General features: G+C 61.7%; 17 protein-coding genes and 1 tRNA gene. 5 read left to right on the top strand and 13 right to left on the bottom strand.

The annotated features are described in order from the left end of the window. The first annotated feature begins 87 nt into the window (after nucleotides 1–87). The 3 genes from NW848_RS09710 to NW848_RS09700 all read left to right on the top strand — a co-directional run bounded on the left by NW848_RS09710 (nucleotide 88) and on the right by NW848_RS09700 (nucleotide 2,220). A complete protein-coding gene (locus NW848_RS09710; protein WP_414511060.1) occupies nucleotides 88–1,320 on the top strand; it encodes a glycosyltransferase family 4 protein in 1,233 nt (410 codons plus the stop codon). A gap of 71 nt (nucleotides 1,321–1,391) precedes the next feature. Continuing rightward, nucleotides 1,392–1,673, top strand: a complete 282-nt coding sequence (locus NW848_RS09705) for a hypothetical protein (protein ID WP_414511059.1) — start codon at nucleotides 1,392–1,394, stop codon at nucleotides 1,671–1,673. Beyond that, nucleotides 1,645–2,220 (top strand): hypothetical protein, encoded by a 576-nt coding sequence (locus NW848_RS09700; RefSeq protein WP_414511058.1) that lies wholly within the window; start codon nucleotides 1,645–1,647, stop codon nucleotides 2,218–2,220. Before NW848_RS09705 ends, NW848_RS09700 begins: the two co-directional genes overlap by 29 nt. Nucleotides 2,221–2,291: 71 nt before the next feature. Here NW848_RS09700 and NW848_RS09695 read toward each other — a convergent pair whose 3' ends face one another. From NW848_RS09695 to NW848_RS09685, 3 genes are all read right to left on the bottom strand, one after another. Then, nucleotides 2,292–2,885, bottom strand: a complete 594-nt coding sequence (locus NW848_RS09695; RefSeq protein ID WP_414511057.1) for an HD-GYP domain-containing protein — start codon at nucleotides 2,883–2,885, stop codon at nucleotides 2,292–2,294. A 30-nt stretch (nucleotides 2,886–2,915) separates the two neighbouring features. Beyond that, on the bottom strand, nucleotides 2,916–3,683 hold the full coding sequence (locus NW848_RS09690; RefSeq protein ID WP_414511056.1) for a VanW family protein: 768 nt from the start codon (nucleotides 3,681–3,683) through the stop codon (nucleotides 2,916–2,918). Nucleotides 3,684–3,754: 71 nt separating this feature from the next. Beyond that, a complete protein-coding gene (locus NW848_RS09685; RefSeq protein WP_414511055.1) occupies nucleotides 3,755–4,918 on the bottom strand; it encodes an ABC transporter permease in 1,164 nt (387 codons plus the stop codon). A gap of 268 nt (nucleotides 4,919–5,186) precedes the next feature. Here NW848_RS09685 and NW848_RS09680 point away from each other — a divergent pair. Beyond that, nucleotides 5,187–5,262: transfer RNA gene (locus NW848_RS09680), tRNA-Cys, on the top strand. A 5-nt stretch (nucleotides 5,263–5,267) separates the two neighbouring features. Here the strand turns inward: NW848_RS09680 and NW848_RS09675 are convergent. The 5 genes from NW848_RS09675 to NW848_RS09655 all read right to left on the bottom strand — a co-directional run bounded on the left by NW848_RS09675 (nucleotide 5,268) and on the right by NW848_RS09655 (nucleotide 10,465). Next, a complete protein-coding gene (locus tag NW848_RS09675) occupies nucleotides 5,268–6,725 on the bottom strand; it encodes a phosphodiester glycosidase family protein (RefSeq protein ID WP_414511054.1) in 1,458 nt (485 codons plus the stop codon). A 214-nt stretch (nucleotides 6,726–6,939) separates the two neighbouring features. After that, nucleotides 6,940–7,596: a DUF4304 domain-containing protein gene (locus NW848_RS09670; protein ID WP_414511053.1), complete on the bottom strand. Its 657-nt coding sequence runs from the start codon at nucleotides 7,594–7,596 to the stop codon at nucleotides 6,940–6,942. A gap of 196 nt (nucleotides 7,597–7,792) precedes the next feature. After that, entirely contained in the window at nucleotides 7,793–8,467 is a 675-nt protein-coding gene (locus NW848_RS09665; protein WP_414511052.1) for a DUF4304 domain-containing protein, read from the bottom strand. A 187-nt stretch (nucleotides 8,468–8,654) separates the two neighbouring features. After that, the gene (locus NW848_RS09660; RefSeq protein WP_414511051.1) at nucleotides 8,655–9,512 is read right to left on the bottom strand and encodes a hypothetical protein; all 858 of its coding nucleotides are present in this window, start codon (nucleotides 9,510–9,512) and stop codon (nucleotides 8,655–8,657) included. 71 nt (nucleotides 9,513–9,583) lie between these two features. Next, nucleotides 9,584–10,465 (bottom strand): RHS repeat-associated core domain-containing protein, encoded by an 882-nt coding sequence (locus NW848_RS09655; RefSeq protein ID WP_414511050.1) that lies wholly within the window; start codon nucleotides 10,463–10,465, stop codon nucleotides 9,584–9,586. Nucleotides 10,466–10,533: 68 nt separating this feature from the next. On the opposite strand from NW848_RS09655, the gene trpE reads away from it, so the two are divergent. Continuing rightward, complete coding sequence (gene trpE / locus NW848_RS09650) at nucleotides 10,534–12,021, top strand: anthranilate synthase component I (RefSeq protein ID WP_414511049.1); 1,488 nt, start codon at nucleotides 10,534–10,536, stop codon at nucleotides 12,019–12,021. On the opposite strand, the gene NW848_RS09645 is transcribed toward trpE, so the two are convergent. The 5 genes from NW848_RS09645 to NW848_RS09625 all read right to left on the bottom strand — a co-directional run bounded on the left by NW848_RS09645 (nucleotide 11,984) and on the right by NW848_RS09625 (nucleotide 17,725). Then, nucleotides 11,984–13,108: a LacI family DNA-binding transcriptional regulator gene (locus tag NW848_RS09645; protein WP_414511048.1), complete on the bottom strand. Its 1,125-nt coding sequence runs from the start codon at nucleotides 13,106–13,108 to the stop codon at nucleotides 11,984–11,986. The two genes, trpE and NW848_RS09645, sit on opposite strands and share 38 nt — an antisense overlap. 68 nt (nucleotides 13,109–13,176) lie before the next feature. Then, nucleotides 13,177–14,526 carry an HD-GYP domain-containing protein gene (locus NW848_RS09640; protein WP_414511047.1) on the bottom strand — a complete coding sequence of 450 codons (1,350 nt, stop codon included), beginning with the start codon at nucleotides 14,524–14,526 and terminating at the stop codon, nucleotides 13,177–13,179. 71 nt (nucleotides 14,527–14,597) lie between these two features. Beyond that, nucleotides 14,598–15,149 (bottom strand): Uma2 family endonuclease, encoded by a 552-nt coding sequence (locus NW848_RS09635; RefSeq protein ID WP_414511046.1) that lies wholly within the window; start codon nucleotides 15,147–15,149, stop codon nucleotides 14,598–14,600. 450 nt (nucleotides 15,150–15,599) lie between these two features. Beyond that, nucleotides 15,600–16,472, bottom strand: coding sequence for an FAD:protein FMN transferase (locus tag NW848_RS09630; protein ID WP_414511045.1), 873 nt, complete (start codon nucleotides 16,470–16,472; stop codon nucleotides 15,600–15,602). A 5-nt stretch (nucleotides 16,473–16,477) separates the two neighbouring features. Beyond that, nucleotides 16,478–17,725, bottom strand: coding sequence for a hypothetical protein (locus tag NW848_RS09625; protein WP_414511044.1), 1,248 nt, complete (start codon nucleotides 17,723–17,725; stop codon nucleotides 16,478–16,480). Between the last annotated feature and the right edge of the window lie 18 nt (nucleotides 17,726–17,743).

Below are 17,743 nucleotides of genomic sequence, written 5' to 3'. Positions count from 1 at the left end.
TGCATCCGCAATTTGGCGCATTTTTGACGCGCCGCCAACGCTGACGCTTTCTCACAGAAGGCGCATGTGCCACCTTGGGAGGTGATTATGATGACATTACGAAACGGTTTGGGCAGGAACCGACCCCAGGTCGCGTTCGTGAGTACCTATCCGCCCACGGAGTGCGGATTGGCGACCTTTACGCAGGATGTGTTGCAGGCGGTGGAAAGGCATGGCTGGGACGGCGTGGTGGTCTCGGCAGACCATGAGTCGCGGTTTGAGCATTCAGATCCCCGCGTGGTGTACCAGTTGCGCCGCGAAGAGGAGAGCGACTATATCGAAGCCGCGCGCCTACTGAACCGTTCCGATGTGCGCGTGGTGAGCCTGCAGCACGAGTATGGCATCTTCGGCGGCGAGATGGGCGCGCATGTGCTACGGTTTCTGGAGCATCTGCGCGTGCCTGTGGCGACGACCCTGCATACCGTTGTACCCCGCCCCAGCGAGCCGATGCGCGCGATTCTGCAAGCGATTGTACGCGCCTCCGACGCCGTAGTGGTGATGGCGGGTACAGCCGTGCGCCTGCTGGAGACGGTCTACAACGCCCCGACGCACCATGTGTATGTGATTCCGCACGGCGCGCCTGAACCGCTGCCCATCTCCCCGCAAGAGGCGAAGGCGCGTATCGGCATGAGCGGGCGCATGGTGGTCAGCACCTTCGGGCTGGTCAGCCGCGGCAAGGGCATCGAGGATGTGATTCGCGCGCTGCCCGCTGTCGTGGAGCAGTTCCCGAACCTCGTCTACATGGTGTTGGGCGAGACGCACCCCAAAGTGCGCGCCAAAGAGGGCGAGGCATACCGCGAGTTCCTGATGGATGAAGCCGAGCGGCTGGGCGTACAGGAGCATGTGGTCTTCGAGAACCGCTACCTGACGCTGGACGATATTCGGCTGTACCTACGGGCGACCGACATCTACATCACGCCGTACCTGAACCCCGACCAGATTACCAGCGGCACGCTGGCGTATGCGATCGCGGCTGGATGCGTGGTCATCTCCACGCCGTACCTGTACGCGCGGGAGGTGCTGGCGGACGGCGGCGGCATGCTGGCGCAGTTCCAGAACCCCGCGTCGATTGCGGACGCCATGCTACAGTTGCTGTCGGATCCCGTGCTGATGCGCTATCATAGGCTGGTGGCGCAGCGCAAGGCGGCGGGGCTCAGCTGGCACAAGGTCGGGCAGGCATACGCGCGGCTGTTCGAGCGCATCGGGCGCGAGGTGGCGTTGCCCTACGGCGTCGTGCAGCCTGCGGTCGCCAGCTACTTAGAGAGCCAGCGGGCGGGCTAACCACACTCGAAGGCAAAAACTGCCTCTGCAAGAGCGGTTGCTCGCACACGGCGCTGAGGTAGAATTACGCCGTGGAACCCGAACGCCCGCCCATACAAGTAGACGGCGCTCAGTTTCGTGAGTGGCTGGAGGCGGTGCGCGCCGCGCAAAAGCGCCTCGAGCAAGAGAAGACCGCTTGGTTGCGCCAGCTCACTCCCGAACAGTCGCTGGCAATCTACCACGCGCTCTGGGAAGCCGCTGCCCCGCACCGCAACTTCGAGCAGCCGTCCACTTTCATCTTGCGCCTGCAAAAAGTCTTTCAGCGCATGCCGGAGGCTCAAACCCGTGAATCTGCTCCACCAAGCCGTAAGTGAAGTTTGCGCCTTTCTTGAGAGGGAACATATCCCCTACGCGCTTATCGGCGGCTATGCGGTGCAACATCTGGGCGAGCCGCGCTTGACGCACGATGTCGACATCGAGATACTTGTCGACGAGGCGGACAAGGAGCGCGTGTTCGAGAAGTTGTTGGCGGCGTTTCGCCCGCGAATCGCCGACGCGCTTGCCTTCGCGAGGCAGAATCGCGTGCTACTCGTGTATGCGAGCAATGATATCCCAGTAGACATCACACTCGCGCCTCCAGGCTACGGGCAAGTGATTGCACAAAGAGCTTGGCGTATCGCGCTCGCGCCCGATGTTCCGCCCGTGTCCATCCTTAGCCCTGAAGACTTAATCATCCACAAACTAATTGCGCATCGCCCTATCGATCTGCAGGATGTGCAGGGTGTTCTCAAGCGACAGGGCAGTGCGTTAGACCTCGACTACATCCGCGCTAACCTTGCCGTGTTCAACGAGTATGTTTGGGAGTATGACCTACTGCAGACATTCGAGCAGCTGCTTCGCGCCGCGCACACCGACCCATAACGCAGCAGATATGATGCTTCCGGAAAGTTCGTTGCGTTTTTGAGCCTCCACCAAACGCAGAGGTGCGCAGCCTACTCCCGCCCCACAGGCTGCAGAATCGGCTGCACTTTCAGAAACGCCGCCACGACGCGCGGGTCAAAGAGCGTCCCTGCGCCCCGCTGAATCTCCGCAATCGCTTCCTGCTCCGAGAGTGCAGGGCGGTAGGGCGTCTCGGTACGCATGCCGTCGAACGCTTCGGCGACCGCCAGCACGCGCGCAGGCAGCGGAATCTGCTCGCCATGCCAGCCGTGCGGGTAGCCCGACCCGTCCCAGCGCTCGTGGTGGCACTCGATCCAGAGGGCTATCTCGCGGAAGCGGTGGATGCGGCTGACCAGTTGCACGCTCAGGCGCGGGTGCTGCTCAATCTGTGTGCGCTGGTCGGGCGTGAGGGGGAAGGCAGTGAGCAGTTCGTTGGGCAGTCCCAGCATGCCGATGTCGTGCAGGGCGGCGGCGAGTCGTAGCCCGCGCAAGGTCGCCTTGCTCAAGCCCAGTTCGCAGCCCATCGCGACGGCGTAAGAAGCGACGCGCTCGCTGTGCCCCGTCAGGTGCGGGTGCGCCATCTCTAAGGCGCGTACCAGCGCACGCACCACATCGTTCTCCATCCGTGTCAACTGGTCGCGTGTCAAAGCAACCTCCCTGTAGGCAACGAGTATACCCTATGGGGATGCTTTTTCGCCGCGGGGCAATGGCGCGTACTGCGTCTCGTGGCACAGCTCGCGCTGCACCGCGCCGTTGACCGTGCAGGTTCTCCACAAACGCACGCGCATGCCCGCGCGCCCTGGCTGCTTGCGAAAGTCCGCCACGATAGGCGCAGGCGAGCGGCTAACGACCTCCGTCTCCAGCGTGCAGGCGCGTGCGTGCTGTCGCACCTGCTGAGGCGACGCGCCCGCACTGAGCCGACACACCAGTTTGTCCCCCCGCACGAAGCACTCGATTCGGCACGGGAACGGGTAGGGGTTGCGCAGTTTCAGGTCGGCGATGCCGTGCGCGACGGCGGCGTCCCGTCCAGGCGCGATGTAGCTGGGCGCAATCGTGTGCGGGTGTCGCTCCACGACCTCCAGCCCTGCCAGCAACGCAGCGTTGTAGAGCGTGGTGGAGGTTTGGCACACGCCGCCGCCCCATGCAGGAACCAGCACGCCGCCGTAGCTCACAGGCGCGCGTACATAGCCCTCCGAGCGCACCCACTGCCCGATGGTTTGATTGAACGACCAAGTCGCGTCGGGGGCGATGATTGCGCCGTGGATGCGCTTGGCGGCGAGCGTCGCGTTATGCCGCTGCCCCTGCGTGCGCCCCTCCAGCGAGGTCGCAAACTCCACCAGCGGCGTCCACTGCCTTATGGTCGAGCCGTTCGCAGGCGCACGCGCTGATTGGCACCCACTCACGCACACCGCCAACAACCCCAGTAAGTAGACACTCCCGCGCACAGCATCGAATTAGACGCGCAGGAGTAGGCTCCTGCTACGCGCCCGTCGCGGGAGGAGACATTTTAGCCCTTCTACTCGTACCGTAGCGCCTCTACGGGGTCCTTGCGGGCAGCGCGGGCGGCGGGCAGCACCCCAAACACAAGCCCCACCGCGCCGCAGACTGCAAGCGCGAGCGCAACCGTGCCGCCCGTCACCTCTGGAGTCAGCACTGTGAAGCGGTCAATCGCCGCGCATGTGCCCCACCCGATTAGCACGCCCATCAGCCCGCCCACCAGCGCAATCAGCGTCGCCTCAATCAGGAACTGCCAGAAGATGTCCTGCCGCTGTGCGCCGACCGTCTTGCGGATGCCTATCTCGCGCACGCGCTCCGTTACGCTCATTAGCATCACATTCATCACGCCGATACCGCCTACCACCAGCGCGATGGAGGTAATGCCCGTCAGCGCAACCGACACGATCTGTAGCAGGGTGAATAGGCGGCTAAGCAACTCTTCTTGTGTCAGCACTGAGAAGTCCTCGCTCCCGCCGTGGCTACGCAGCACTGCCGCTTTGATCTGCGCTTGCAACTGCGCGGGGTCTTTGTCAGGCGCGGTCTGGGCAATCACGCGGTGAATCTGCTCGCTGCCCATCGCCTGCTGCAGGGCGCGGATGGGCGCGTAAATCGCGAATTCGAACCCGCCGCTGCCCAGCAGAGAGCGACTGGTGTCCTCGGCGGTGACGCCAATCACCGTGAACGGCTTGCCGTTGAGACGCACCTGCTTGCCTACGGGATTTGTCTCGCCGAACAGTTGCTCGGCAGGCTTCGGTCCGAGGATGCACACGAACCGCTCGGCTTCGGCGTGGGTGAAGAACCGCCCGTATTTCAGCCTGTGGGGACGCATCTCGAACCATTCGGGTGTTGTGCCCAAGATAAGCGCGGCATCTGCCCAGCGGTCGCCCCGTTGCGCCCCGCCCGCCACGAAGGTAATCGGCGCGACCCGCCGCACGCCTGGCACTTGCGCCACTGCCGCAACATCGCCCGCGCGCAGCGTGCTTAGCCCGATGAAACTCATCGGGTTGAACGGGTTTTCGGGGCTGAGCCTGCCCGGCAGCACTATCACTAAGTTCACCCCCAGCGACTCCACCTGCGCGACCACATCGCGCTGCACGCCCTTGCCCAGCGAGACCAGCACCACAATCGCCGCTACGCCGACCGCCATGCCCAGCCCGCTCAGCAGCGTGCGCCGCGGAGTCATCCAGATCGATTCTAACGCCGCTTGGAAACTTTTTTTCAGCATCGCGCGTATATCCAAGTGAAGGTTCGGGCGAGTCTACGCAAAATTGCCTGTTAAGACCCCACTAAGGGGTTAAAATTTCGAGCCGATGTGCCATAATATTAAGTGGGAACGAGTTCACCTTCCTTCCTTGGGGGTGGCAGGCTTTGCTCTCCTTTCACTGCCACCCTCCTTTTTATCGCCCCCTTGAAACACTTGGACGCGATTTGGGGTATAATTGGGTAGGCGAGGCGCCGTACCCAAGTGGCTAAGGGGAGGGTCTGCAAAACCCTTATTCGTGGGTTCGATTCCCACCGGCGCCTCCAGAAATCTAATTCCCGCTTGCGTTTCCATTTTGCGTTGGTGAAGGCGCATCGCCTACGACTTCCACAGGCGCGTGGAGCCACTGCCCGTCGATGTACGCGCTGACTACCCCCCGCCCTGCCCGCAACGCGCGGAACCGCCCCCACTGGTCGATAAATCCGATGTTCACTGTGCCCCAGACCGCCTCCCAAGTGGAGATAGGCTGGTCGCCGCGCAGGATGCGAAACCGTATCTGCTCGCCGACTTTGAGACTGGCTTGTGGCGGCTCGATGCGGTAGTCGGTGTGGCGCGGAAGCGTCGGTCGCTGCGCGTCGTCGTACACCAGCCAGGCGTTCGACACGGGTCGTTCCACCCCGTCGGAGGGGCTATTGACGATAAGATTGCGCACCACCAGCGTCGTGGAGCCGCCGCCGTCCAAGTTGATGGCTTCCACTGCGCCATAGCGCGACAGAATCTGCGCTAACTCGCTGAGCGTTGCCCCCTGACTGTGCGGTTGGCGTCCGTCGACGGTAATCCAGAGAATCTCGCCCTGCGCCGTGCGCCCGACTGCCGTGCGCGGGTGGCGTCGCTCGATGAAGGTCTGCGGGTTGAACCCGCCGGGCATCTCGTCGGGCGCAACGAGTTTGCCGTTCCGTATCAGCCACGGCCCGCCCGCGACAGCTTCCTGTACGGCGCGCCACCTTTCTGCGCCGTCGCCCTGCAGGTCGATGCGAATCGCGACTCGGTCGCCGGGCTGAAGCGGGCGCAGAAACTCCGCCGCGCCTGCCGTTCCTATCAGCACCCCACCCGTAGGCGGAATCGGTGCAGAGCTGCCCTCGCGGACTTCGCGCACGACTGCCTGTACCTGCGCGCCGACGCGCAACGGGCGCGGGAGCGCGTCCAGCACGACCGCCACGCCACGCGCCGCTGCCTGCGCCGTCGCCCCGTAGAAGGAGGTGAACAGCACTAAGTCGCCGTCCGCCTTCGCGACGCGGTTCAACCCCGTAAGGGCTTGCTTCGCGCCGTCGGGGCGCGTGATGTCAGCATCCAGCGTCGGGTCGCCCATCACCACTTGCCCCGTCGCCGTCCAACCGACGCCCGGTCTGCCAGGAAACGGCTCGCTCACTAACTCGCCGTTCACGATGCACAGCCCCAACGGGTCGCCCCCATCGAAGAAGTCGGCGTTAATCGCGGCGACCGCGCGGTGTCGCCACGCCATGCGGCTGGTCAGTTCCCGCCCGCGCAGCGCGCCCTCCGTCGCGACCACATCGTTGCCCAGCGTGGAGCGGAAACTGACCGCCCGCGCAGGCGTGATGCGCACACCCTGAATCGTCAGCGGCGGGCTCGTCGAAATCTCTTGGAACAGCACCAAGTGCGGGCTGATGCGCTTTTCGATTTTCTCAACCGGGGGTTGTTGCACCGCAGGCGCGAACGCCCAGAGCAGACCGCACAGTAAGACCCAAAACCGTGACCAGCGGGTTCGCATCGCCCTGAATTGTACCTTAGCCAAGAGGGTGTTCGGAAATCTGACGACTATCTACACCCAAGTCGCCTTGTGAGCCGATTGCCCCAGACCGCAAAGAGGTGGGCAGCGTCATCTACCCAGTCTAAGCCTGGTGGATTAGCACAGTTGATGGGATCGTTCCCACGATGAAAAAGTTTACCGCTTGCTCTAAAGACAAAATGTAAAACCATAGTCGCTATTTACATCCCAGTCGTTCCTTCAACCGCAACAGATGTTCCCGCCACCAGTCAGTCCTGACCTCTTGAAGCATCTCCTCAAAGTAAGCACAAGCTCGCTCCTGGTCGCCTTTTAGCCAATACAAAACAGCCAAGTGCAAAGGGATGAGATTAGAGCTGGGAGCAACATCAATAGGAGAGTGTGACATCTCACTGCCGTGATGCCTCAGATAGGTCAAAAACGCTATCACATCATCCAGACAACCAAAGTTTCGGTAGAATGCTACCATCTTCGTACCGATATACTCACGAAGCTCCTCAATAATCTGAGCATCCACCAAAGGCGCATCGTCCTCCTGCCTAATCGCCCAGCCCCGCCTCAGCTCAACCTCTGGCGCATAACGAATAATACAGTCACCTACATCAGCCTTCTCAGGCATCATAGGTGGCAGATGATAATAGGTTATATTACGCACTTCAGGCACGAGGATCCCACCTCCGATGCCGAACCTGCACTCTTGCGCGGTGTTCCATCGGCTACGCTCAACCTGAAAGACCCACCAGAGGCGGTTTAGGGGGCGTCTATAGGACTGCCCGCGTCGTGTGAACCCCAGCGGCAGCAGCACTGGGTCAACTGCCTTGCGCACAATCCGACTGAAACGGCTTCGGAGCGACATATTTCTATCTTACCTTCTTAGGGGTAGAAAATCCGCCCAGTTTCTGGGTCGTAGTAGATGATGACTGGGTCTTTGCCTGTGGCTCTTTTATATTTTTCGTCTTGCGTTTTTGCCCTGCGGTGGCTGCTCGGGGTGTTGGGTTTCAGCTCAACCGCACGCCCACACTCATCTATGGCGTCGGTCTTACTTGTTCCTTTCACTTTTGTTCGTATTCTTTGCAGAGACGATAGAAAACTGATTCCACGAAATCTTGAATGCCATATGCGCGTCCTCGCTGTACCTCATTCAGTGCCTGAGTTAGCGAACGGCAGCACAGGTCATATTCCCCTAAGAGCCAGTGTAGCACGCCCATATTGACGAAAATCCACACCGCACTCTTGGGGAAGGTCAGAATGCGCAGGTCATAAGCCGACAGCTCTTTGAAGTAGCCTAACACATCACGGTGCGTATGAAAACGCTCCAAGAAAGGCAAGCCGTGGTTTACCAACAACTCTTGAATCTCTTGACCCACAGCTTCATCTACGGCAGCAGGAACGGCATCGGCGACACAAAGCGTCCACCAGCAATCCACTGGGTGCTGAAGATAGCCCAGCCTCAGATGAAGAATGCAGTCGGCAATACCAGGATGCTTAGGTTGATTGCCATACAGTACCGCAGTTGCCTGAGGGACATATATTCCAATATTCAGTGTAAAACTTAGCTCTTCCTTTGTGTTCCATCGGCTGCGCTGCACACTGACTAACCACCATATTTCGCTAAGCTGTCTGAAGTAGTTAGCTCCACGCCTTCTGAAACCAAGCGACTTCAGAGGCGGTTCAATGTAGCTCGTTAGTATTCGTCTGAGACGCAGTGTCAAGCTGTCAGCAGCCACTACTTAACCTGACCTCTTCAAGGCGGCTTATGTATTGTACCTATAGGTCATAGCATACTAACCCAACTTGCCGCAAGCAACCCTAAGGAGGCACTCCGCAGAACAATCCAGACACGCAGCTAAGTCCCGACGGATTTGGGGTTCCCACCACCGAAAATGAAATGCTCGCAACCCTTTCCGTAATCGCTCACTTACTTGCATAACTGACCACAAACCCTCTTCCTCCACATTCAGGGCAATCTTCTGTCTCTATTCCACCATCTGCTCTTGGCACCCAAACTACACCACTTCCCTCGCACCGAACGCACCAGCAGAACTCCTCACTCACGCAGCCGCTACCGTTGCAGGCTAAACACAGGTGGATTGCGTGGTCGCGCTGCAGGTAAATCTCGCCTCGACCGTTGCAGCGACGACACCAGACCTTCCCTTCGGGACACTGAAGCTGACGACGCATCTGCTGATACGCCTTCGCTTGCTCGGTAGTAACTATGTCGTAAACATAGCTGGCTACCTTGAGTCTCAGGTCGCCCGACAAGCACCGCTGCACGACCCCGTAGCTGACTGCTGCTGAGCCAGGGTAAGGAAACGGAATCTCATACCTGACGGCAGTTCCCCAATAGACAGGCGCAAAGTTGGGATCCATCATCTTCCACCACTGACGCTTGAACCGATGGAACCAACGGTACAACGGCTCGGGGTCAATTCCTTCGGAACGATAGGTTCTGCGCCAAGCCACTCCTATTGACCCCCCAAAGAGCAGATTTGCATCCCTTTCTGAATACAGTGCAATGTCTATGTCGATGCACTGAGAGCGAAAGTATTCTATATCGGCGTACTCGCCTCCTTCACGGAGTGGAACGCTCTTCCACTGAGGCGAGCTGATGCTGTATTGTCCAATCAGTACGCGCACGCTGTGAGCCTGAGTTGCTTGATGGGCGAAGGTCTTCAGCTCGGTTGGATCGTTCACTACCCACCAGCGGCAGCGATTGCGGGTGTGATCCTGAACGACACACCACATCGTCGCAGGATCAAAGTGTCGTGCCAACCACTCATACTGCTCCTCTGGCAGAGCAAAGAAGTTATATACTGGCATCGGTTGTTAGCGACCATCGATTATTAGTTATATGGCGTGAAACGTACCGAACCAGGTGGTATTGCGTGCTTTAGGTCTTCGAGAGCCTCACGCTCTCGCTTGACAGGGTCGCCTCGCAGATTTCTGCGCCCAACATTCTCATAGTGTCGCTGACCGTTCTTCTCCGCAGTGATATCTGGGTAGCGTCGCCGAGGGTTATTCGGATCTCTGCGCGTCTCCACCGCCTCTTCCTTCTTACCGCCACCCGCTACAATAGTATACCCCTCGTCTTGGAGCTGCTTGGCACGCTCCTGAACTTTCTGCTGATGGGCAGGTCCTCCGCGTCTTCCCCAAGGATTGGGTGGATTCTTGCCCTGACTTGCCGCCCTGAGCGCCCCGCCTGCTCTGCCTGCCCCGCGTGTGAGCGCGTAGTCGTGGAGTGCGCCGAACAGATGCCCTGCCAAGTACCACTCGTCGCACGGGTCGCGCGGCTCCCAGCGGGGCAAATCCAGCATATCGCACAGCCAGTCGCGAATGTGCTTAGTAAGGTTGCCTGTGAGACGGTCGCCCCAGCCTGCAGCAAAGTGCGCCGCGTTCTCCAACGCGTCTAAGCCCGATGGGTCGGCACGGTTGATGGGGTCGTTCCCGCAATAGCGATAGAGGTTCGGGTCGCCTGAAGATGCGTCTATCGGGTCGCGTTGGAGCCAGCGAGCGGTGCGGGGGTCATACGCACGAGCGCCGACATGGTAGAGACCCGTGTCCGCAAAGCAGTCCCACTCGTAGCCATACGCCGCATTCCAAGTAAACGGCTGCGCAACCGCGCCGTGGGCAGGGTGAGGGTGTCCGAAAAATCGTGAGTGGGGCAGATTGGTGGGGGCTTTGCTGGGCGCGGCGACCGCGCCCCACTGGACACTCGGTACGGACACGGTTCCCGCGCCCTATTCTTCGAGATATTTTCTCTTAGCCGATGACGGGTAGAATTAGAGCCGACCGCATGACCACGCCTGACCTAAGCGACTATGGAGCGATTGCAGGGCAGGGGCTGATGACGCCCGTGTATCGCGTTGCGCTTGCCGACTGGGAGACGCCCGTCTCCGCCTTCTACAAGACCGCTGCGCACGAACCCTATGCGTTTCTGCTGGAGAGCGTTACGGGCGGCGAGCAGATTGCCCGCTATTCGTACATCGGCTTCGCGCCGACGCTAATCTTGCGCACCAAAGGGCGCACGGCGCGCGTGTGGGAGCGCGAGACGGGCTGGCGCGCGTTCGAAATCCCGCCCCCGCAGACGCCGCTGGACATCGCGCGCGAGTTGCTGCAACGCCACCCCTACCATGCATCGCCTGCGCTGCCGCGCTTCACAGGCGGGCTGGTTGGGTATCTCAGCTACGACCTCGTGCGCTTTTTCGAGCGGCTGCCCAACGCGCCGCCCGATGACCTGCACACCGACGACTGCTGCCTGATTGCGCCCGAGGTGCTGCTGATTTTCGACCATGTGATGCACACGATTACCGTTCTGACCAACCTGCCGCCGAGCGCGTATCCCGAACAGAGCTACGCCACTGCCGTCGAGCGCATCGAGCAGACCCTGCAGCGGCTGCGCACACCCGTACCGCCACCCCTGCCGTTTGAAGACCCGCACTTCGAACTCAACCCACAGCCGAACATCACGCGCGAGGCGTTCGAAGCCGCCGTGCGCAAAACTGTCGAGTATATCCACGCAGGCGACTGCATTCAAGTCGTGCTGTCGCAGCGGTTCAGCCAGCCCATCACTGCGCCACCGTTTTACTTGTATCGCGCCCTGCGCACCATCAACCCGTCGCCGTACATGTTCTACCTGCAGTTCGAGGACACGACGCTGATTGGCGCGTCGCCCGAGGTCTTGGTGACGGTGGAGGACGGTAAAGCCATCACGCGCCCGATTGCAGGCACGCGCCCGCGCGGCAAAACGCCCGAAGAGGACGCCCGCTTTGCGCAAGAGCTGCTCGCCGACCCGAAGGAGCGCGCCGAGCATATCATGCTGGTGGACTTGGGACGCAACGACATCGGGCGCGTGAGCGTCTACGGCACGGTGCGCACGACCGACCTGATGGTCATCGAACGCTACTCGCATGTGATGCATATCGTGTCGGAGGTGCAGGGGCAGTTGCGTCCCGACGCCGATGCGTTCGATGCGTTGCGGGCGTGCTTTCCTGCAGGCACAGTGTCGGGCGCGCCGAAGGTACGCGCGATGGAGATTATCGACGAGCTGGAGCCGACCCAGCGCGGACCCTACGCGGGCGCGGTCGGCTACTTCAGCTACACAGGCGAGATGGACGCCTGCATCACCATCCGCACGATTCTGGTCAAGGACGGCATGGCGCATGTGCAGGCGGGCGCGGGGATTGTCGCCGACTCTGTGCCTGAGCGCGAGTACGAGGAATGCCTGAACAAGGCGCGTGCCGCACTTACGGCGATTGCGCGGGCACATGCGCCGCTGGAGTAGGCGGCGCGGTCGACTCGCGCACGATTAGCTCCATCGAGAGGTACTCGTGTAGGGGGTCGGGGCGCACGCCTTTGGCGCACTCCAACAGTTTCTGCACGGCGCGCGCGCCGAGCTGATCGAGCGGCTGGCGGAAGGTGGTCAGCGGCGGCGAGGCGAGCGCGGCGGACGGCGGGTCATCAAACCCCAGCACGGATACATCGTTGGGTATGCGCAAGCCCGCCTGATGCACCGTCTGCATCGCCGAGAGCGCAAGGTAATAGCCTCCTGCGAAAATCACCGTCGGTCCGTTCGGCAAGCGCAGCGCGGTGCGAATGCCTTCGCGCACGGCTTCGTCCACCTCGTCGGCGTAGGGCGTCGTGAAGGTCCAGATATGCGCGTCAGGCACGCCCGCCTCGTGCAGCGCGTCGCGGAAGCCGCGCCAGCGGTCGCGCGAGTTGAAGGTCTCCAGCGCGCCGAACAGCCCAATAAATCGCCGATGCCCCAGCCCCAGCAGGTACTCGATGCCCTCGCGCGCGGCGCGGTAGTTGTCGGTGTCTACCGTCGGCGTCTCCCACGCCTGCGCGCTCGCGCCGACAATCACCACAGGCACGCCCCGACGATACAAGTCCTCCAGCAGCGCGATATGCTCCGCCGCAGGCGCCATCGCCAGCACGCCCACGAACTCCGTCGAGAGCAACTCCCGTTCAATCTGGTCTATCTGATAGTCCAGCCACAGCGTGCGCAGCGCGAGCGGCGCGAGCGTGTTCAATACGCTGCGCTGGATACTGCTGAAGTAGAAGTCCACGGGCTGGCGTGTGCCCCCACCCAGCCCCAACGCCATGATGGTGAACGAGCGTTGCAGCAGGTTCGGGGGCAGGTTCTCGGCGACGGTTGTGCCCACGCGCCGCTTGCGCGTCACGATGCCCTCGCGTGCCAGTCCTTGCAACGCGCGGCTGACCGTCAAGGGGCTGACGCCCAGCTGCTGCGCCAGCTCGCGTTCGGGCGGCAAGGTGTCGCCTGGCTTCCAGTAGCCTGTCGCGACTTGCCGCTCGATCCACTGGCGCACCTGCACATAGCGCGGTGTCTCCGCGTTGAACCGAATAACCATATCTCGCCGACTACCTTATAGTTATATGGCAGTCAGCCTATTATACCACACTGGCACGGTTTTCGCCGCTACGCTGCCTGCGCGTGTGTTGCGTCCATATGGAGCGACTTCAAGATTTGCACCAGTTCGCCGTCGAGCGCAGCGCCGCTGTCGCGCTCCATAATCTCGAACACCTGTTCCAGTGGTAGCGCGGGGCGGTAGGGGCGTTCCGCGCTGAGCGCGTCGAACACATCGGCGACCGCAAGGATGCGCATCTCGGTGGTGAGTTGCTCAGCGGTGCGCCCTTGCCAGTAGCCGCGCCCGTCGAGTCGCTCATGGTGTGCCCCTGCAACCTCCGCCAGCCAGGCGAACGAGCGGATGCGCCGCAGAATCTCGTAGGTGTAGCGCGGATGGGCGCGAACAGCGACGAACTCGTCGTCGGTGAGCTTGCCTGGTTTTTCGAGAATGGCGTTGGACACGCCCAGCTTGCCGATGTCGTGCAGGAGTCCTGCACGGTAGATGAAATTCACGCGCTCGGCGTCCCAGCCGAGCGCCTCGGCGAGTTGCACGGCGTAATGCGCCACGCGCCGCGAATGCTCCGCCGTGAAGCTCGACTTTGCGTCGACAATCATCGCGAACGCCTCGCACACGCGGTCGATGTCACTGGGCAACGCTTGGCGCGTGAAGTCGGGCATCGGAGGCGTCATGTCGGGGTTGTGCAGCATCTCTGCGTGCAACGCCCAGAACGCGCGGTCGTCGCGAAAACTCGCCGCCACACGCACCAGCTCAGGATCGAACCACTTGCCCCGCCGCTGCTGGAGCATCTCATAGGTCGCATCCACTCCAAAGGTCACGGCGAAGACCTCCATCGTCTGACACATACACAGGATTCGCGCAAAGAGGGGAATCTGCTCCCCCTTGAGCTTGTAAGGTGAGCCTTTACCATCCCAGTGTTCATCGAGGTACTCGATGGCTTTGGCGACCTGTTCGGGGAAGCCGATATAGCGGGCGATCATGGCGCCGCGTGTGCAGCGCGCCAAGGTCACCTCGTCCATCACGCCAACTGACCCGCGCGTCTCTTTGAGCGCGTGGACGATTTTCTGGAAGATGTTCGCGCCTGGCATGATGTGTTCCAGCGCGAAGCGCATCGACTCCAACGGGTTCGACCAGTTGACGAGCTTCACATTGCGCTTGGTGAGCAGGTCGTCGGCGGCGAACACTTTGTAGACGCGCACGGCGTTGCTGGAGCAGCCCGCGTCTTTGAGCAGGCTGGCGATGTAGAGGTCGCACAAGTCAGTGTCGGGCAGTCGCAGCTCCTTGCCGATGCGCAGGGCGAGGTAAGCCGTGCGCACGGCGTGCCCGCGCGGTTGCCCCTCCGTGATATCCAGCGCGTGGCTCAACGCGCTCAGAATCTCTGCAAAAGTCAGCGCCGCCTGCATACAGGGGGGTATTGTCGGCAAGTGGATGGGAATTTCAAGGGTGTGCTTACACCCTGCGCAAGCAGAATCGCTCACTCAAACAACTCGGCTACGCGCACTTGAAAGTCGGGCAGCAGCTCGCCCCCTGTCAGCGTGTCATCCGCGTTGAGTATTTGCAGCTCCAGCGGCGCAGTGTAGCGATACACCTGCTGGCGGTCGGGGAACAGCAGCCACACCTCCCGCGCGCCCGATTCGAAATACTCTGCCACCTTCTGGAGCAGTTCGGTGTCGCGTTCGGATGGGGAGACGACCTCCACCGCGAGGTCGGGCGCGCCTTCTACAAAGGCGTCGGGCGAGACGCCTTCAGGCAGCCGTTCACGGCGCATTATCGAAGCGTCGGGGCTGCGTACATTCCCATTGCGCATGCGGAACCCTACCGATTCGCTGTATAGCGCGACGGTGGGCGTTTTCGCCGCGTGCAGCCGCGCAATTATGCCGCTGACAATCTCTCCGTGCCGTGCGCCTGTGGGCACAGTCCTCAGCCTCCCGCCGATTAGCTCGTACTTGCGCCCGTCGTTGGGCATCTGCAGCAAGTCCTGCTCTGTGAACCGCTTGCGTCGGGCGCGCGTCGTTGTTGTGGGCATAGGCGTCACCTGATGCAGTATACCCATAGTGGTAGGCACAATTTTTTTTCCAGCGTAAGTGCGGTTGCGCAGGCACGCTTTGTAGCCCTCACCCTCTGTGTCCCCCTGGTATATTACTACCAGCACAAGCGCTTGGCGGGGTTCCCCGCCAAGCGCAACGGGCGTCGGAGCGTCAGTCCCCCTCTCCCACTGTGTGGGAGAGGGGCTGGGGGTGAGGGCTATAAAAAATGCGCATACCCCACACGCAGCGAACTCAAGCGATGTACCCTTATCGGCGTTCGCCCCTACCAAACAGTACTGCTGCAGGATCGGCGGTTCTATCGATGGGATTTCCGATCCTATCGATAGCACTGCCGATCCTATCAATCGGATTGCCAACTCTATCGATACAATCGGCAATCCTGACGATGTATGCAAGGGAGTTGTGCCTGCGTAATCGACTGTACCTACTTACCCCTCCCACACCTCTATCTGCACGCCTTTATAGAGCCGCTGGAGGCGTGGGATGCCCGCTGCGCCCATTACGGCAGCAGCAGTAGCGAGGCTGTCGGCGGTAATACCATCCCGCGCGCGCGCCCGCGCCAAGACGAGCTTGGTCAGTCCCAGCCCTGTGCGCGGGTCAACGATATGCGCGTATCGTATGCCGTCGATTTCTACAAACTGTTCCGTGCTACCCGAAGTGGAGAGCGCGCCGCGTGCGAGGGTGGTCTCGCCGCCTTCGGCAAGCGCGATGCGCCATGCGGGGGCGTCAGGCGGCGGCTCGCCCGCCACGATGTCGCCCCCCATCTGAATTAGCGCGCGCGTAATCCCGTAGCGGCGCAGCACGCGCAGGGCATTATCGCAGGCGTAGCCTTTGGCGATGCCGCCGAGGTCTAACTGCATGCCTGCGGCTTTGAGGCGCACGGCGCGTCGGCGCGGGCAGAGTTCCATCAGTGGGTAGCCTGCGCGGGCGCGCGCTGCCTGCAGGGTCTGCGCGTCGGGCAGGCGTCCCGTGCGCCGCGCCTCGCGCCACAAGCGCACCAGCACGCCAACCGTCGGGTCGAACGCGCCATCGGTCTGCTGCGCCAGCCGATGCGCTCGCCACAGCACATAAAACAGCTCGCGGCTCACCCGTCGCCACCGCCCGACCGCCTCCTTGCAAAGCATGTTCAGCTCGCTATCAGCGCGGTAGTCGCTCATCTGCTGCTCCAGCTGGCTGATGCGCGTATAGGCGGCGCGGCACGCCTCTACCGCCCGTGCCTCGCTGGGGGCGTAGACCACAATCGGCGTGTCTACCCCCATCCGTATTTGCGAGAACTCGAAGCGTTCGAGGCGCGCTGCCACTCTGTTTAGCACCCCTCGCCGAAGGCAAATAGCACGGCGAGCAGGTCGGCATCGTCCACTATGCCGTCGTAGTTCACATCCGCAGGGTCGAAGTAGCCCGTGTTGCCGAAGGCGAACAGCACGGTCAGGAGGTCGGCGTCGTCGATGCAGCCGCTTAGATCCACATCTTCCAGCCGACGGTCGAAGCGCGGCAGCACGGCGACCCACGATTCGCGTTGCCCTGCAGGGTTCGTGCCTGTGCCGACCATCACCGTGCCATCTGCCGAGAAGGCACGCACTTCCTCCAATCGCCAGTTCAGCACCTCTGTAACGCTTGCGTTGAGCAGGAGGTCTTTGACGCGGTACATTACGCCCTCGTGGTCCCAGAGGACCGCCTCCTTGCCGATTTCGGAGGTGCCGAACCCACCGACCAGTCGCCCGTCCGCGCTCACGGCATAGGCGCGGCTGTCATATGCACCTCCTTCCAGTTCGCCCAGCCCAACCATGCCTGTGTCAGCGCGCCAGCGGAAGGCTTCCACAGTGCTCATTCCACCCGCCGCCCGCGCCCAGCCGACGACTACGGAACCGTCCGCTGAGACGCCGTAGGCATAGCTGAAGAAGGGGAAGTAGCCCAAGCTCCCCAGTGGTTGCCAGTTGCCGTTTTCCCAGCGGAACGCCTCGTTGTCGCCGTTGAACGACGCGCTACGCCCCACAATCACACGCCCGTTTGCCGACACATTCTGCGCGTAGCTGGCAAAACTTCCGCCTGGCAGGTCGCCCAAGCCGACCATGCCATCGTCAGGTGTCCAGCGGAACGCCTCCGAACCGTTAGCCGAGCTACTCCAGCCGACAACGACCCGTCCATCTGCCGATATGCCCAGCGCGAAGCTCTGGGTGCTGCCCCCAGGCAAGTCGCCCAGCCCGACCATATCGTTCGTATCGCGCCGCCACAGGAACGCCTCTGTGCCCGATGCCGAACGACCCTGCCCCACAATCACTGAGCCGTCGTACGACACGCCCCACGCAATGCTTGTGAAAGTGCCTCCAGGCAGGTCGCCCAGCGGAACCAAGCCTGTCTCCAGCGTCCAGTAGCACGCCTCTGTGCCGTTGGCGGAGCTACTCCAACCAACCGCCACACGACCATTCGCGGAAATCGCGAACAGGTTGCTGCTGTAGTTGCCTCCGGGCAGATCGCCCACGCCGTAAAAGGCGGGAGTCTGTGCGAATGAGATTACCGCTAACAACGCCATAACAAAGCTCGTTCCTTTCCGCATACTCATCACCTCGCGAAT

The sequence above is a fragment of the Synechococcus sp. RC10A2 genome (genome assembly GCF_047502605.1).
This window is presented reverse-complemented; position numbering and strand designations above follow the sequence as displayed.

What these genes read in the sequence shown, in the direction of transcription:
- NW848_RS09625 (WP_414511044.1), bottom strand. Translation starts at nt 17,725, where the DNA reads ATGCGGAAAGGAACGAGCTTTGTTATGGCGTTGTTAGCGGTAATCTCA.
- NW848_RS09675 (WP_414511054.1), bottom strand. Translation starts at nt 6,725, where the DNA reads ATGCGAACCCGCTGGTCACGGTTTTGGGTCTTACTGTGCGGTCTGCTC.
- NW848_RS09645 (WP_414511048.1), bottom strand. Translation starts at nt 13,108, where the DNA reads ATGGTTATTCGGTTCAACGCGGAGACACCGCGCTATGTGCAGGTGCGC.
- NW848_RS09640 (WP_414511047.1), bottom strand. Translation starts at nt 14,526, where the DNA reads ATGCAGGCGGCGCTGACTTTTGCAGAGATTCTGAGCGCGTTGAGCCAC.
- NW848_RS09670 (WP_414511053.1), bottom strand. Translation starts at nt 7,596, where the DNA reads ATGTCGCTCCGAAGCCGTTTCAGTCGGATTGTGCGCAAGGCAGTTGAC.
- NW848_RS09710 (WP_414511060.1), top strand. Translation starts at nt 88, where the DNA reads ATGATGACATTACGAAACGGTTTGGGCAGGAACCGACCCCAGGTCGCG.
- trpE (WP_414511049.1), top strand. Translation starts at nt 10,534, where the DNA reads ATGACCACGCCTGACCTAAGCGACTATGGAGCGATTGCAGGGCAGGGG.
- NW848_RS09635 (WP_414511046.1), bottom strand. Translation starts at nt 15,149, where the DNA reads ATGCCCACAACAACGACGCGCGCCCGACGCAAGCGGTTCACAGAGCAG.
- NW848_RS09685 (WP_414511055.1), bottom strand. Translation starts at nt 4,918, where the DNA reads ATGACTCCGCGGCGCACGCTGCTGAGCGGGCTGGGCATGGCGGTCGGC.